We start from the raw sequence: 13,356 nt of genomic DNA, 5'->3' as shown, positions 1-13,356 counted from the left end.
GCCGCACCCGACGCACGACGAGGCCCCGGATCGGGGGAGCCGGGGCCTCGTCGTGCGGTTCGTCGACGAGCTCGTCGACGCGGACGTCACCGCATGAGCATCACCTGGTGACCTTCACCGAGGCCGTCCCGGTGCTGGCGGACAGCGTGCCGCTGCCGCCGTAGACGGCCTTGACGTGCAGCGTGCCGACCTTCGAGCCGGACACGGTGACCGTGGCCTTGCCGTCGGCCCCGAGCTTCTTCGTGGTCAGGAGCTTCCACGAACCACCCGGCTGCTGCGTGTAGACCTTCACCGAGGCGCCGGCCGTCGCCGAGCTCGGGCTGACGGCGATCGTCGCGGTGACCTTGGCGCGCACCTTGGCCGACGACCTCACCGAGACCGAGGTCTTCGTGGCCTTCTTGACCACGCTGACCGCCTTCGCCGGCGACGTCGACGCGACGTAGCGGGCGTCACCGGCGTACACCGCACGGACCGACAGGGTCACGGCGCTGGTCGGCGCGGTGAACGAGTAGGACGCGGTGCCCTTGCTGGTCAGGCTCACGGTCGTGGCCGTGGACCACGAGCCGCTGCCCTTCTTGACCTGCACGGTGACCTTGCCGCCCGGCTTCGTGCCGGCGGTGCCGCCGGACAGCGTCACCGTGCCGGAGACCTTGCCGCCGACCGTGACGGACGTCGGAGCCGTCACCGTGGCGGACGTGGCCTTCTTGGCGACCGTCACGTCGGCGGAGACCGTGCCGCTCGCCGCCACCTTCGTCGTGCCGTCGAACGTCGCGGTGACCGTGTAGGCACCGGGCGTCAGCCCGGCCGGGAGCGCGACCTTCGCGGTGCCGCCGACGAGCGTGAGCGTCGTCGACGTCGTGCCGTAGGTGAGAGTCACGGTGCCGGTGGACGCCCCGTCGACCGCGACGGTGCCGGTGATCGGCGTGCCGTACACGGTGCTCGTGGTGCCGAGCGCCATCGAGATGGTCGACAGGCCCTTGCTGAGCAGGAACGAGACGACCTCGGACGTCGAGGAGGCGGCGGTGGCCGTCTCGCCGAACGTCGCGACGAGCGCGTGCTCACCGGCGGCGAAGCCCTCGGCGACCTCGAGCGTCGCGACGCCCTCGACCACGTCGGCCGTGCCGAGCACGGTCTCGCCGTCGAGGAACGTGACCGTGCCCTCGGTCTCGGCACCCTCGACTGTCGCCGTCAGGGTGACGGCCTCCTCGATCCCCGGCAGCTCGGGCGAGAGCGCGAGCTGCGTCGAGGTGGGTGCGAGCACGGTGACCGTGCCGGTGGCCGTGCGGCCCGAGCCGGCGCCGACCGCCGAGATGCCGACCGAGCCGAGCGTGACGTCGTCCGGTACGACGACCTCGGCCGTGACCGTGCCGTCGCCGGCCGCGACGGCCGAGGCCGTGCCACTGCCGAGGGTGAACGCGACCGACTCCGACGCGCGGAACCCGCCGCCGGTGACGGTGAGGGTCTCGCCCGGGCCGACCTTGTCCGCACCCGGCGTGAGCGTGCCCGGCGCGGCCGTCAGCTCGGCGCACGGGTCACCCTGCACGCCGTACGCGGGGGCCGCAGTGCCCGAGGTCACGCCGTCGTCCTCGCGGACGACGAGCGGCGCGAACGCGTCGGAGCCCATCACGGCGTTGCTCGTGTTGGTCACGGCGATCGTGTAGGTCGTGGTGGCCGCCGAGCTCGCCGCCGCGTCGCCGTACGTGGCGACCGGGACGGTCGTGCACGTCTCGCCCGGGGCGAAGACGACCTTGCGCATCTGCATGCCGGCCTTGGCGGTGGCGGTCGTGCCGCCGATCGCCGAGACGTAGGCGGTGACGGGCTTCGTCGAGGGCTTCGAGAGGTGGACCGGGATGAGCGCCTCGTCGGGGCCCATGCCCTCCTCGACCCGGACGGGAGCCGTGCCGACCGTGATCTCGGTCGCGGGGGCCGCGGTCCCGAGCGCGGACGACGCGAACGCGAGGTCCGTGAGGAACACGCCGCCGCTGACCGAGTCGCCCAGGCCGACGCCCGCCTTGATGCGGACCTCACGCACGTCCGTCAGGTCGATGTCCACCGCGTCCAGCGGGAGCCGGACCTCGTGCAGGACGATCTTGCCGAGCGTCGTGGGGTTCTGCGTGCTCTGGGGCAGACGGACCAGGGCGTTCGGGTTGAGCTCCGAGACCTTAGCCGTCGACGTCGCGCCGGTGCCGTCGACGAGGGTGATCGTCAGGTCCGTGCCGGTGCCGTACGCGACCGACTCGTCGGGCGAGGCCTTGATCGTCAGGAACTCGTGCGCCGAGGCGTCACGCGCCGCGCGCGGGACCGAGACGCGGATCTCGCCCGTGCCGCTGGTCCACTGCATCCGGGTCATCGGGCTCGCGGGGACGTCCCCACCGAAGCGGACCGAGGTCCAGTGCGGCAGCTGTGACGACGCGAGCGTCGAGCAGTACGGCAGCACCTGCGGGACGGCACGCCCCGACATCGATGCGCACAGCGTGGCCGTGGCCGTGCCGTACGTGCGGGCGGCACCGGCCGTCGTGAGCGTCGCGATGTCGGTCCGGGCCGACGAGGGCTGCGTCGCCGAGACGCGGATGTCGACGTCCTGCGTCGAGTCGACCTTCGCGCCCGAGCCGTCGAACATCGGCAGGAACTCGTCCTCGCCGCCGACCGTCAGGCGGAACCAGCCGGACATGAGCGTCGTGCCCACGTCGTACTGCTCGGCGTCCGTCAGGCGGATCGTCGTGCCGACCGCGTCACCCGTCGTGCCGCAGACGGAGTCCGTCGAGCGGGCCGACGTCGGGTTCGTCCCCGACCAGTCGTCCGAGGACGAGAGCGGGTACTGCGACGGGGTCCAGACCGTGTTGAAGAAGTTGTGGTTGGCGCCCATGACCCACACGTCGGTGCGGAGCACGTCGTCGTCGAACGCGTAGCGCGAGTCGTCGTTCATGTGCTGGCCCTGCTGGCTCGACACGTCGCCGTCGCAGTAGGGCAGCAGGAGCATCGTCGGGATGTCCGGCGTCGTCATGCGGCCGAAGTCGACCGGGGCGAGGGGCAGGATCGAGACGATGTCGAACGGGTCCTCGAGGCCGGCGTTGAGCGTCGCGGCCGACGTGACGCCCTCGCCACCGCGCGAGTGGCCCATGAGGCCGACGCGCGAGAAGTCGAGCTTGCCGACGAGGTCGGCCGGCGTCAGCTCGACGATCTCGTCGTCGAGCGCCGCGGCGGGCAGCCCCTCGTTGCCCGCGAGCGCGTCGGCGAGCGTGACGTCCGCATCCGTCTGCGCGTCGTGCAGCGTCGTGGACGTGCCCTCGTTCGCGTCCCGGAAGATCGCGAGCGTGTCGAGGATGAGCTGGCCGCGCGCCTGCGCGCCGTAGTCGAGCGCGAGCTGGTTGTCGTTCGCGTTGACCGCGTTCGCACCGATCGAGATCACGGCGTAGCCGTGGCTGGCCAGCGCCTCGGCGGCGCCGTCGTAGCCCGCGTAGCTCGGGATGTTCGTCTGCGTCGGGAGGCAGGGCCAGCGCGCCGGGTTCGAGCCCGACCCGCCGCACGAGGTGTGACGGCCGTGCAGGAACAGCACGACGGGCGCGGCCTCGTCGGTGTCGGGCAGGTAGATCTTGCCCTCGACCTCGCCGCGGATGCCGCCGATGCCGGCGAGCTCGATCGCGGTGTTGCCGAACGAGTACAGCGCCTTGGAGTAGCTGTACTCCCCCGGGACGGACGGGTCGGGAGTGCCCTGCGGGGCGTCCTCGATGTCACCGGGCTCGGGCGCCTCGGCGATGTCGGTGGGCTTCACCGACATCGTGCCGGCGTCACTGAACCAGCCCGCCTCGACGCTCTTCGCGGTCAGGACGGAGGCGTCGTCGGTCAGGACCGTCAGCGCACGGCCCGTGGCGGACTCGGTCGCGAGACCGACCTGCTTGCCGTCGACGAGCAGCGTGGGGGCGTCGCTGCGCATCTCGAGCGGGCGGTCGAGGTCGAGCGTGACCTGGTACATGCCACCGAGGTCGGTGACCGACCAGTCGTCGCCGGAGGCGACCTCGCCGTTCGTCGTGGTCGGGGTGCCCGCGGCGTTCGCCGCCGTGGCCACCGTCGTCAAGGTTCCTGTCGTGAGCGCCACGGCGAGAGCGACCGCCGTGATCCTCGAGCGCGGGGGAGTTCGCACGTCGTTCCTTTACCTGGGGGAGGGTCCCGACGGGGGCGAGCGGGACCGTGCCTGACGCTACGAAGGCGCGCGCACCAGAGGTTGTGAGCATGTTTCCTCCGCGTCACAGTTCGCGGGCGCATGTTCTGAGCGTGTTAACCGGACTCCACGGGAAAACCAGGACTCGGCGGGCGAGTCGTCACACCCGCCAGTACGCTCGCGAGCAGGTCGGCCGCACGACGAAGGTGGTCGGAAGATGCCTGTGGTGGTCCCGCGCTGGGAGTGGCGGACCTTCGGTCAGCACCTCGGTGCCGCCGAGGCCGTCCTCGCCGCGCGTGAGCCGGACCAGGTGCACGACAGCGACGAGCTCTACCTCCTGGCGCCCGGGCGCTCGTCGTCGGGACGCGGCACGGTCGTCAAGGTGCGTGACGAGCTCATGGACGTCAAGCGCCTGCACGACGTGAGCCCCGACGGCCTGCAGCGGTGGGCGCCCGAACGCAAGTCCCCGTTCCCGCTCACGCACGACGACGCGCTCGCGGTCCTCGAGGCGCTCGGCGTCGAGGGCGCGGGCCTGCCCGTGCGCGACGCGCACTCGCTCCCCGGGCTCCTGGACGCCCTCGCCGCGACGGCACCCGACGTGCTCGTCGTCGAGGTGCACAAGGAGCGCCGCCGCTACACGCTCGACGGCTGCCCCGCCGAGCTGACGCACGTGCGGACCAGCCACGGCAGCACGCGCACCATCGCCGTAGAGCACGCGGATCCCGACCTCGTCCGGGCGACGGTGCGCGCACTCGGCCTCGGGCACCGCGCGAACACCTCCTACCCGCGCGGCCTGGAGGCGCTCCTGGGCCCGCGACCGGGCCGCTTCGCGGTGATCGACGTCGGCACGAACTCGGTCAAGCTCCACGTGGGCGAGCGGCACGCCGACGGCACGTGGACGACCGTGCTCGACCGGGCGGACATCACGCGCCTCGGCGACGGCCTGCGCGAGACGGGGCGCCTCCGCCCGGAGCCGGTGGCCCGCACCGTCGACGCGATCACCCGCATGGCCGACGAGGCGCGCACCCTCGGCGCGGTCGAGATCGCCGCCGTCGGGACCGCCGGGATGCGCATCGCCCCGAACGCGGCGGACGTCGTGGACGCCGTCGCGCAGCGGGCCGGTGTGGTCCTGCAGGTCATCTCGGGCGAGGAGGAGGCGCGTCTGGCCTACCGCGCGGCCACCGCCGAGCTGCCGCTCGCGGGGCGGCAGGTCGTGTTCGACACCGGCGGCGGCAGCTCGCAGTTCACGTTCGGGACCGCTGGCCGGGTCGACGAGCGGTTCAGCGTCGAGGTGGGCGCCGTCCGGTTCACCGAGCGGTTCGGTCTGGACTCCGTGGTCGGTCGCGACGTGCTCGACGACGCGCTCGCCGCGATCGCCGCCGACCTCGGGCGCCTCGACGGCCGCCCGGTGCCGGACTCGGTCGTCGCGATGGGCGGTGCCGTCACCAACCTCGCCGCGGTGCGCCACGGGCTGAGCTCGTACGACCCGGACGTCGTGCAGGGCACGGTGCTGGACCGCGCCGAGATCGACCGGCAGATCGAGCTGTACCGCACGAGCGGTCCCGAGGAGCGCCGGGCGATCGTCGGCCTGCAGCCCGCCCGCGCGGAGGTGATCCTGGCCGGCGCATGCATCGTCCGCTCCGTGCTCGACCGGCTGGGCGCCGACGCCCTGACCGTCAGCGACCGCGGCCTGCGCTACGGCGTGCGCGCCGAGGCGTTCGGCTGAGCTCGCGTCGTGACCCGAGGAGGAACCCCATGAGCGCAGGCCCGAGCACGGAACCCGGCACGGACCCGGGCCCGGCCCCCACGCTGGTCCCAGCGTCCGTGCTCGCGATGATGGACCTCGTCGCGCAGTCCGACTCGGTCGAGCTCAAGCTCACCGTGCCCGCGAGCGCGTACCGCGTGGGCGCGCGGGCACTCGAGATCGACCCGATCGCCGCGCAGATCCGGCAGGTGTACTTCTTCGACACCCCCGACCTCGCGCTGGACCGCAGCGGCGTCGTCGTCCGCGCCCGACGCATCCAGGGCCGCGACGCGGACTCGACGGTCAAGCTGCGACCGGTGGTCCCCGACGACCTGCCCGCGGACGTCCGTCGCTCGCCGCAGCTCACCGTCGAGCTCGACGCGATGCCCGGCGGCTACGTGTGCTCGGCGTCGATGCGCCACCGTGTCCCGCCCGACGCCGTCCTGCCCGCGGTGACCGGGAGGCAGCCTCTGCACGGCCTGTTCTCCAAGGAGCAGCGGCGGTTCCTCGCGGCGCACGCGCCGCAGGGGCTCGAGATCGACGACCTCGCGGTGCTCGGTCCGATCCTCGTGCTCAAGCAGCGGCTCGAGCCGGCCGGGTTCTCGCGGCGGCTCGTCGTCGAGCTCTGGACGTACCCCGACGGGGCGCGCGTCGTCGAGCTCTCCACGAAGTGCGCACCGGGCGAGGCCGTCGCCGTGGCGCTCGAGACGCGGCGGTTCCTGACGTCGAAGGGCGTGCCGCTGGGCGGCGACCAGCAGACCAAGACGAGGACGGCGCTGGAGTTCTTCGCCGCCGAGCTCGCGGCTCAGGCGGGGTCCGCGGGCGCGTGACCTGCTCGTCGGGCACAGTGCTCGGGCACGGCGCTCGGGCACAGCCGGAGAACGCCTCAGGGCCCCGCACCGAGGTGCGAGGCCCTGACGGGGTGGACCTGCGTAGAGAGTTTGAGAACCCCTGCCCAGCCCTGAAAACCCTATCTTTGCGCAGGTCACGCGGCTTCTACAAGCAGGACCGCCGTTCGTCGGGGCCGGCAGTGGCGGACTCGCGCGGTCGGATGGTGCGGACGCTCCTATGGTTCGTCAAGCCGGTAGCACGCCGTGTTCGAGTTGTCGGAACAGGTCTCGGGCGATGTAGCGCTTGAGGCAGCGTCGGATCTCGCGGTCGGTCTTGCCCTGGGCTCGGCGGCGTTCGATGTAGTCGCGGGTGGTCTGGTCGTAGCGGGCGCGCGATAGTGCGACGACGTGCAGGGCGCGGTTGAGCTGTCGGTCGCCGGAGCGGTTGAGGCGGTGGCGGGTGCGCAGGCCGGAGGAGGCAGGGATCGGCGCGGTGCCGGCGAGCATCGCGAACGCGGCCTCGGAACGGATCCGTCCGGGGTGGGACCCGCAGATCAAGATCTGCGCGGCGACGATCGTCCCGACGCCGGGCTGCTCGAGCAGGTCCGGTCGCCAGGCCCGCACGATCTGGGCCATCGCGTTCTCGTGGTCGCGGGCCTCGGTCTGCAACGCCCGCGCGCGCCGCGCCAGCGCGCGCAGCACCGACGCGGTCGTGACGGTGTGCGCGTCCCAGCCGGCCCGGGTGCGCAGCCGGGCAGCGGTCGTGGTCATCGCGGTGGTCGACCGGCCACGGAACAGCGCGCGCAGCGTCTCGGGGGCGGCGATCACCAGCGCGTGCAGCTGTCGTTGCGCGAGCGTGGCGGCCTCGACCGCGGACCGGCGCGCGGCCGTCAACGCGGCCAGCTGACCGCGCGGCCCGTCGGTCTTGACCTGCGCCAGACGCGCCCGCCCGAGGGCCTCCCGGGCAGCCCGGGCGGCGTCCAGCGAGTCGGACTTCGCGCCATGGCGGCGCGCGGCCCGCGCGGGACGGTCCAGCTCGACGACCTGCTCGCCGGCGGCGCCCAGGTGCCGGGCCAGGCCCGCTCCGTAGCCGCCGGCACCTTCCAACGCCCAGGCGCGGGCCTGGCCGTGCTCGCCCGCCCACTGCAGCAGCCGGCCGTAGCCGCCCGGATCAGTGGACACCGTCAGCTCGGCGAGCAGCCCGCCGGTGGCCGCATCGACGACCGCGGCGGTGTGGGTGTGCTTGTGGGTGTCGACCCCGATGACGACATCGACGACTTCGGCAAGACTGGGCATCGCGTTCATCTCCTCGGACTGGGGGAACGTAGGTTCCGGTCCGGTCGGAGACGGCAGGACTGTGACGGGACACGCCCGCAGCCACGGGCGGTCAAGCTCCTGATCAGGCCAGCAACTCCGGTCGGGCCGGGGCCGGCAACCACGCGCGGACAAGTCCGCTCAAAGGCACCAAGCCAGTCAGGCGAAGGGTCACACGCGCGGCCACTGACGAGGACCCCGTTGGCTCGTTGACACTTCCCTGAGCCGTCGGGCTTGGGGACGATGGTCGCTCGATCGCCCGAGGAGGGCTGATGAGCGAGAAGCGCAAGTACCGGCAGTTCACGCCGGAGCAGAAGACCGAAGTCGTGCTCGCGGGGTTGCGCGGGGACCGGTCCGTGCGGGACGTGTGCCGCGAGTACGAGATCTCCGAGACGCTCTACTACTCCTGGCGGGACAAGCTGCTCGAGGGCGGCAAGGCCGCCCTCGCGTCATCGAACGCCCGGACGCCGGAGCACGTCGAGGTCGTGGAGCTGAAGAAGAAGGTCGCCGCCCTGGAACGGTCCCTGGGGCGCAAGACCTACGAGCTGGAGATCGCGGGGGCACTCTCGCGGGACTGGACGTGAGCACCCGGGTGTCCAGGGCCCGCGCCGTGATCGCCACCGGGCGCCAACCCGCCGTCGTCGCACGCGTCGCTCGCGTGAGCCGCCAGGCGCTCTACCGGCCGATCTTGCGCCGCCCACCAGGCGCCGGCCCGGGCCGCGGTCGACCAGGCGACGACGCGATCGTCGAGGTCGCCCGCGCGAACCCGGTCGACGGCACCCGGATGGTCGCCGCCCTGGCCTCACGAGCGCTCGGTGAGCCGGTCAACCGCAAACGCGTGCAACGCGTCATGCGCGCCCACGGGCTGCTGCAACGCTCGCGGAACACCGACCGACGCCGCCGACCCGGCTACTTCCGGGTGCGGCGCCCCGACGAGCTGTGGCACCTGGACATGACCACGGTCTGGACCGCGGCGCACGGCTGGGTCTACCTGCACGTCGCCGTGGACTGCTGCACCCGGGAAGTCGCCGGCTGGACCCTGGACGTGCGCACCCGCACCGACGAAGCCATCGCCTGCGTCGAGGGCGCTGTCCTCGCGCGATCGGTCACGCCGGGGCGTCTGACGCTCGGGACCGACAACGGGTCGCAGTTCACCTCGCGGGGCTTCCGCACGCACCTGTCCGCACGCGGGATCACCCACCGCCGCGGCGGCTACCGCGACCCCGAGTCCCAGGCGTTCATCGAGTCCTGGTTCGGGCAGTTCAAGAAGCGCTGCGCCTGGCGCACCGAGTGGGAGACCATCGACCAGGCACGTCACGAGATCGCCTCGTACATCGACACCTACCACCACCGCCCGCACTCCGGGCTGGCCTACCGCACCCCCACCGAGGTCGCCCGCACCTGGGCCGACCCCGAATCCCTACACACCACAGCGACCTGACCCGTCAACAACGACGGGGTCCACGTCACGTCCTTCGACGGCGAAGCGCAGCAGTTCCTCGATCTCCTCTTGCGTGGCCTCGCCGCCCGGGTAGATGAGCTTCATCAGGCCAGAGAAGGTCTTGTGGATGCCGTCGCGGTCCCGAGTGGAGATGTCGGAGCCGAGCGTGAAGTGCTGCTGGTAGCGGTCGGAGTAGTCGATGTTGCGCAGTGGCCTACATCGCTGCCTTTGACGCGTCTCGGATGCATCCTGACGGTACCGGCTATCGGGGTGTGGCGACGTGTTCGAGTGCATCAATGTCGAGGATGGAGACGTCTCGGCGTCCGTGGAGTTCGATGATGCCGGAGGTGGAGAGCGCGGCGAGGCGTCGGCTCAGGGTTTCGGGCGTGGTTCCGAGGTAGGCGGCGATGTCTTGTTTCGCCATCGGCAGCCTCACCGTGGGTATGCCTGCTCGCATGCTGCCGGGCAGATCTAGCAGGTAGGCCGCCACGCGGGCGTTGACGTCGCTGGAGGTGACGGCGCCCAGCAGTCGCTCGACTGAGGAGAGCCGGTCGGAGAGTGTCCGCAGCATCCGCTGACTGATGTCGGGGTAGTCGCGGAGCAGGGCCGAGAGGTCGGCGTGGTCGAAGACGCACATCCGACTGTCTTCTAGCGCGACGACGAGGTCGACCGGGCGGTGGCCCGTCAGGAAGGCCCGTTCTCCCACGACATCACCGTCTGTCACCGTTCGCAGAATCTGTTCCTGACCATTGGCCGCCGTGTGGCTGACCTTGAGCTGTCCGCTGTGCATCACCAGCAGACGCGACACCGACTGTCCGGGGGAACAAACAATATCCCCCTTGTGGACGCACACCGGGCGAACGAAGTCGGCGACGTGCAGCTGCTCCTGGCGCGTCAGTCCTTGGAAGATCGGTACGCGAGCTACGCACAGGTCATCCTCAGACATGCCTCAAGCCTACCGGAATCGGCGCGGGCGCCACCGTCCCAGATGCCCCAGGGGGCGCCTCGTACGGTGCCGTCCGGACTTGACCTGGGTCAAGGAGTTCGCAGTGGCGCGAACCTATCGTGAAGGTGTCAATACGGAACACCACCAAGAAAGGGATTCTCACAATGACTACCTCCACCGCCACCCACACCCTTTTGAGGGCCGAGGGATTCTCCTGCCCGTCCTGCGTGGCGAAGATCGAAAAGCAGGTCGGCCGCCTCAAGGGTGTCGAGAACGTGAAGGTCCATTTCGCCTCATCCCGCATCGAGATCGACCACGACGCCGAGCGCGTCTCCGTGGATGACCTCGTGACTGCCGTGGCGAAGGCCGGCTATAAGGCCACTCCTTCAGCCTTCTGAGGCACGCGGGCCCCTGTGGGGTCGCGCATTTTTCGCTCATACCCGATCTGCCGGTCCGCTGGCACTCATCGCAGAAAGGTCGTACCCGAAAGTGAACAGGCTCCAGAAATGGGTCTATGGGAACTGGTCGGTCCCCGTCGTGTCCGGCGTACTCATCATCATCTCCTTCGCCGTTCAACGGCTGGCCGAGGGTGCGGCCAACCTCACCATCAGCCCCCAGTGGTGGCTCGATGCCGGCGCCCACGCCACCCATGCCACCGCGGTCTTCACCCTCGCGGATGCCTTCATGGTCGCCGCCGCCGTGGTCGCCGGCTACGGGATCGTGATCAAGGCGGTTCGCGCGCTGATCGCCAAGGTCATCGGCATCGACCTGCTGGTGTCGGTGGCGGCCATCGGCGCGGTCATCATCGGCAACTTCTGGGAGGCCGCGGCGGTCACGTTCCTATTCGCCATCGGACACGCTCTGGAAGCGGCGACCCTGAACAGGACCCGCTCGGCCCTGGCCGAGCTGGTCGCCGTCGCCCCGGATTCCGCCGTCGTTGTGCGCGATGGTGAACAACAGGAGATCCCTGCCGGACAGGTGAGAATGGGCGAGATCGTCCTGGTCAAGAACGGCTCGAAGGTCCCCGTGGACGGCCAGGTCGTCTCCGGCTCCGGCGCCATCGATGAGGCCTCCATCACCGGCGAATCGATCCCGGTGGAGAAATCCAAAGGTGACCAGGTGTTCGCCGGCACTGTCTCCCGCGGCGGCTTCCTGCAAGTGCTGGCCACCGGCATCGGCGCGGATACCACCCTGGCCCGCATCATCCACCGGGTGGAGGAGGCCCAGGACGCCAAGGCCCGCACCCAGGCCTTCATGGACCGCTTCTCCCGCTGGTACACCCCCGCCGTCATGGTGCTGGCACTGGCGGCCGGACTGATCGCTGGTGATGTGGTCCTGGCGTTGACCCTGCTGGTCATCGGCTGCCCCGGCGCCCTGGTGATCTCCATTCCGGTCGCGATCGTGGCAGGCATCGGCCGGGCTGCCCGTAATGGCATCCTGATCAAGGGCGGCGAGTTCCTGGAGACCTCGGCCAAGATCTCGGCGGTCGCCGTGGACAAGACCGGCACCCTCACCGAGGGCCAACCTGTCCTCACCGATGTCGTGGTCCTGGATTCGGCACGGGACCGTGCCGACGTGCTGCGCTGGGCCGCGGCCGCCGAGGCTGGTTCGGAGCACCCGCTGGCCCGTCCCATCCTTCAGACGGCGCGCGATGAGGGGGTGGCCCCCGAGGGGGTCCCCGGCACCGTCACCCCGGTCCCCGGTAAGGGCATCGTGTCCGACGTTGCCGGCCAACGGGTGCTCATCGGCAACCCGCCGCTGCTGGACCAGTACGGCGTTCCCGACGACGGCAGCGCCGCTCGGGCGGCGGAAACGCTGGCCTCCGATGGAAAGACGCCGATGATCGTGGCCGTCGACGACCAGGTGATCGGCGTCGTCGCCGTGGCCGATCAGATCCGGCAGGACGCCGCCGAGATGGTCGCCCGGCTCCACCGAGCCGGGGTCGAGAAGGTGGTCATGCTCACCGGTGACACCCGACTGGTGGCCGAAGCCGTCGGGAAGGCCACCGGGATCGACGAGATCCACGCCTCCCTGCTCCCCGAAGACAAGCTGGACGTGGTCGCACAGTTGCAACGCCAGGGCCACACGATTGCCATGGTCGGGGACGGTGTCAACGACGCCCCCGCTTTGGCCACCGCGAACATCGGCGTGGCAATGGGCGCGGCCGGTTCAGCCGTGGCCGTGGAGACCGCGGACATCGCCCTGATGGGCGACAACCTGCTCAAACTGCCCGAAGCCATCGGTCTGGCCAAGCGGACTGTGTCCGTGATGCGGCAGAACATCGCGATCGCCCTGATCACCGTGGTGCTGCTGCTGGCCGGTGTTTTCGCCGGCGGGGTGACCATGTCCGTCGGCATGCTCGTCCACGAAGCCTCCGTACTGGTCGTCATCATCAACGCAATGCGACTGCTACGGAAGACCCGCGGTTCGACCACGACGCCACCGGCCGAGAGGACCACGGAGAAAGGGGCACAGCAGGTAACCGCCTGACATCCAAATCCGCACCGGGGCCCTGGGGCCCGCACGCCTCCGGGTCATCCCGAGGACGCGATAAGCACGAAAACTCAGACAGCGACATAGAGACAGCCATACAGGAAGCAGAGGAGATCAGCCATGACCGAGAAGAACTTCACCCTTGGAGACAACGTCGAGCACTTCACCATCGCGGACGTCGCCCGGGACAATCCGGACTTCCGGAAGGTGCTGTGGACCGGCGAACGCGCCCAGATCGTCGTCATGACGATTCCGCCCGGTGGTGAGATCGGGGACGAGGTCCACGAACACACCGACCAGATCCTGACCTTTGTCTCCGGTATCGGCGAGGCGGACCTCAACGGTCACACCCACCCCATCGAGGCAGGCGACCAGTGCGCGGTTCCTGCCGGCGCCCAGCATAACTTCCGCAACACCGGCGAGGAGTCG

Annotated in this window: 11 protein-coding genes; 7 read left to right on the top strand and 4 right to left on the bottom strand. The window is 70.6% G+C overall.

Annotated features, from left to right (window positions below):
- Nucleotides 1-100: 100 nt before the first annotated feature.
- Nucleotides 101-4,066 (bottom strand): Ig-like domain-containing protein, encoded by a 3,966-nt coding sequence (locus CPE01_RS13795; protein WP_186811548.1) that lies wholly within the window; start codon nucleotides 4,064-4,066, stop codon nucleotides 101-103.
- Between the two features lie 310 nt (nucleotides 4,067-4,376).
- Here CPE01_RS13795 and CPE01_RS13790 point away from each other — a divergent pair, with 310 nt between their 5' ends.
- Both CPE01_RS13790 and CPE01_RS13785 read left to right on the top strand, forming a co-directional pair.
- Nucleotides 4,377-5,885, top strand: a complete 1,509-nt coding sequence (locus tag CPE01_RS13790; RefSeq protein WP_146807397.1) for a Ppx/GppA phosphatase family protein — start codon at nucleotides 4,377-4,379, stop codon at nucleotides 5,883-5,885.
- Between the two features lie 29 nt (nucleotides 5,886-5,914).
- The gene (locus CPE01_RS13785) at nucleotides 5,915-6,733 is read left to right on the top strand and encodes a CYTH domain-containing protein (protein WP_146807396.1); all 819 of its coding nucleotides are present in this window, start codon (nucleotides 5,915-5,917) and stop codon (nucleotides 6,731-6,733) included.
- A 246-nt stretch (nucleotides 6,734-6,979) separates the two neighbouring features.
- Here the strand turns inward: CPE01_RS13785 and CPE01_RS13775 are convergent, their stop codons facing one another.
- Nucleotides 6,980-8,038 (bottom strand): IS110 family RNA-guided transposase, encoded by a 1,059-nt coding sequence (locus CPE01_RS13775; RefSeq protein WP_222592934.1) that lies wholly within the window; start codon nucleotides 8,036-8,038, stop codon nucleotides 6,980-6,982.
- A gap of 281 nt (nucleotides 8,039-8,319) precedes the next feature.
- On the opposite strand from CPE01_RS13775, the gene CPE01_RS13770 reads away from it, so the two are divergent.
- A complete protein-coding gene (locus CPE01_RS13770) occupies nucleotides 8,320-8,631 on the top strand; it encodes a transposase (RefSeq protein ID WP_146807394.1) in 312 nt (103 codons plus the stop codon).
- Entirely contained in the window at nucleotides 8,628-9,488 is an 861-nt protein-coding gene (locus CPE01_RS13765) for an IS3 family transposase (RefSeq protein WP_186811547.1), read from the top strand. Before CPE01_RS13770 ends, CPE01_RS13765 begins: the two co-directional genes overlap by 4 nt.
- Here CPE01_RS13765 and CPE01_RS16815 read toward each other — a convergent pair.
- Nucleotides 9,468-9,782: a BREX system Lon protease-like protein BrxL gene (locus CPE01_RS16815; RefSeq protein WP_246783951.1), complete on the bottom strand. Its 315-nt coding sequence runs from the start codon at nucleotides 9,780-9,782 to the stop codon at nucleotides 9,468-9,470. The two genes, CPE01_RS13765 and CPE01_RS16815, sit on opposite strands and share 21 nt — an antisense overlap.
- Nucleotides 9,751-10,434 carry a Crp/Fnr family transcriptional regulator gene (locus CPE01_RS13755; protein ID WP_146807392.1) on the bottom strand — a complete coding sequence of 228 codons (684 nt, stop codon included), beginning with the start codon at nucleotides 10,432-10,434 and terminating at the stop codon, nucleotides 9,751-9,753. Before CPE01_RS13755 ends, CPE01_RS16815 begins: the two co-directional genes overlap by 32 nt.
- 164 nt (nucleotides 10,435-10,598) lie before the next feature.
- Between CPE01_RS13755 and CPE01_RS13750 the strand changes: the two genes are divergently transcribed.
- The 3 genes from CPE01_RS13750 to CPE01_RS13740 form a co-directional block, all read left to right on the top strand.
- Complete coding sequence (locus CPE01_RS13750) at nucleotides 10,599-10,832, top strand: heavy-metal-associated domain-containing protein (RefSeq protein ID WP_005053944.1); 234 nt, start codon at nucleotides 10,599-10,601, stop codon at nucleotides 10,830-10,832.
- Nucleotides 10,833-10,923: 91 nt separating this feature from the next.
- The gene (locus CPE01_RS13745; protein ID WP_146807391.1) at nucleotides 10,924-12,924 is read left to right on the top strand and encodes a heavy metal translocating P-type ATPase; all 2,001 of its coding nucleotides are present in this window, start codon (nucleotides 10,924-10,926) and stop codon (nucleotides 12,922-12,924) included.
- Between the two features lie 123 nt (nucleotides 12,925-13,047).
- On the top strand, nucleotides 13,048-13,356 hold a 309-nt coding region (locus CPE01_RS13740; RefSeq protein WP_146807390.1), incomplete at its 3' end, for a cupin domain-containing protein.

The organism is Cellulomonas persica, assembly GCF_007989825.1.
GTDB classification, from domain to species: domain Bacteria; phylum Actinomycetota; class Actinomycetes; order Actinomycetales; family Cellulomonadaceae; genus Cellulomonas; species Cellulomonas persica.
This window is presented reverse-complemented; position numbering and strand designations above follow the sequence as displayed.

Excerpts from the sequence above, each read along its gene's own strand:
- CPE01_RS13790 (WP_146807397.1), top strand. The coding sequence starts at position 4,377 with ATGCCTGTGGTGGTCCCGCGCTGGGAGTGGCGGACCTTCGGTCAGCAC.
- CPE01_RS13785 (WP_146807396.1), top strand. The coding sequence starts at position 5,915 with ATGAGCGCAGGCCCGAGCACGGAACCCGGCACGGACCCGGGCCCGGCC.
- CPE01_RS13775 (WP_222592934.1), bottom strand. The coding sequence starts at position 8,038 with ATGAACGCGATGCCCAGTCTTGCCGAAGTCGTCGATGTCGTCATCGGG.
- CPE01_RS13770 (WP_146807394.1), top strand. The coding sequence starts at position 8,320 with ATGAGCGAGAAGCGCAAGTACCGGCAGTTCACGCCGGAGCAGAAGACC.
- CPE01_RS16815 (WP_246783951.1), bottom strand. The coding sequence starts at position 9,782 with ATGCACTCGAACACGTCGCCACACCCCGATAGCCGGTACCGTCAGGAT.
- CPE01_RS13755 (WP_146807392.1), bottom strand. The coding sequence starts at position 10,434 with ATGTCTGAGGATGACCTGTGCGTAGCTCGCGTACCGATCTTCCAAGGA.
- CPE01_RS13750 (WP_005053944.1), top strand. The coding sequence starts at position 10,599 with ATGACTACCTCCACCGCCACCCACACCCTTTTGAGGGCCGAGGGATTC.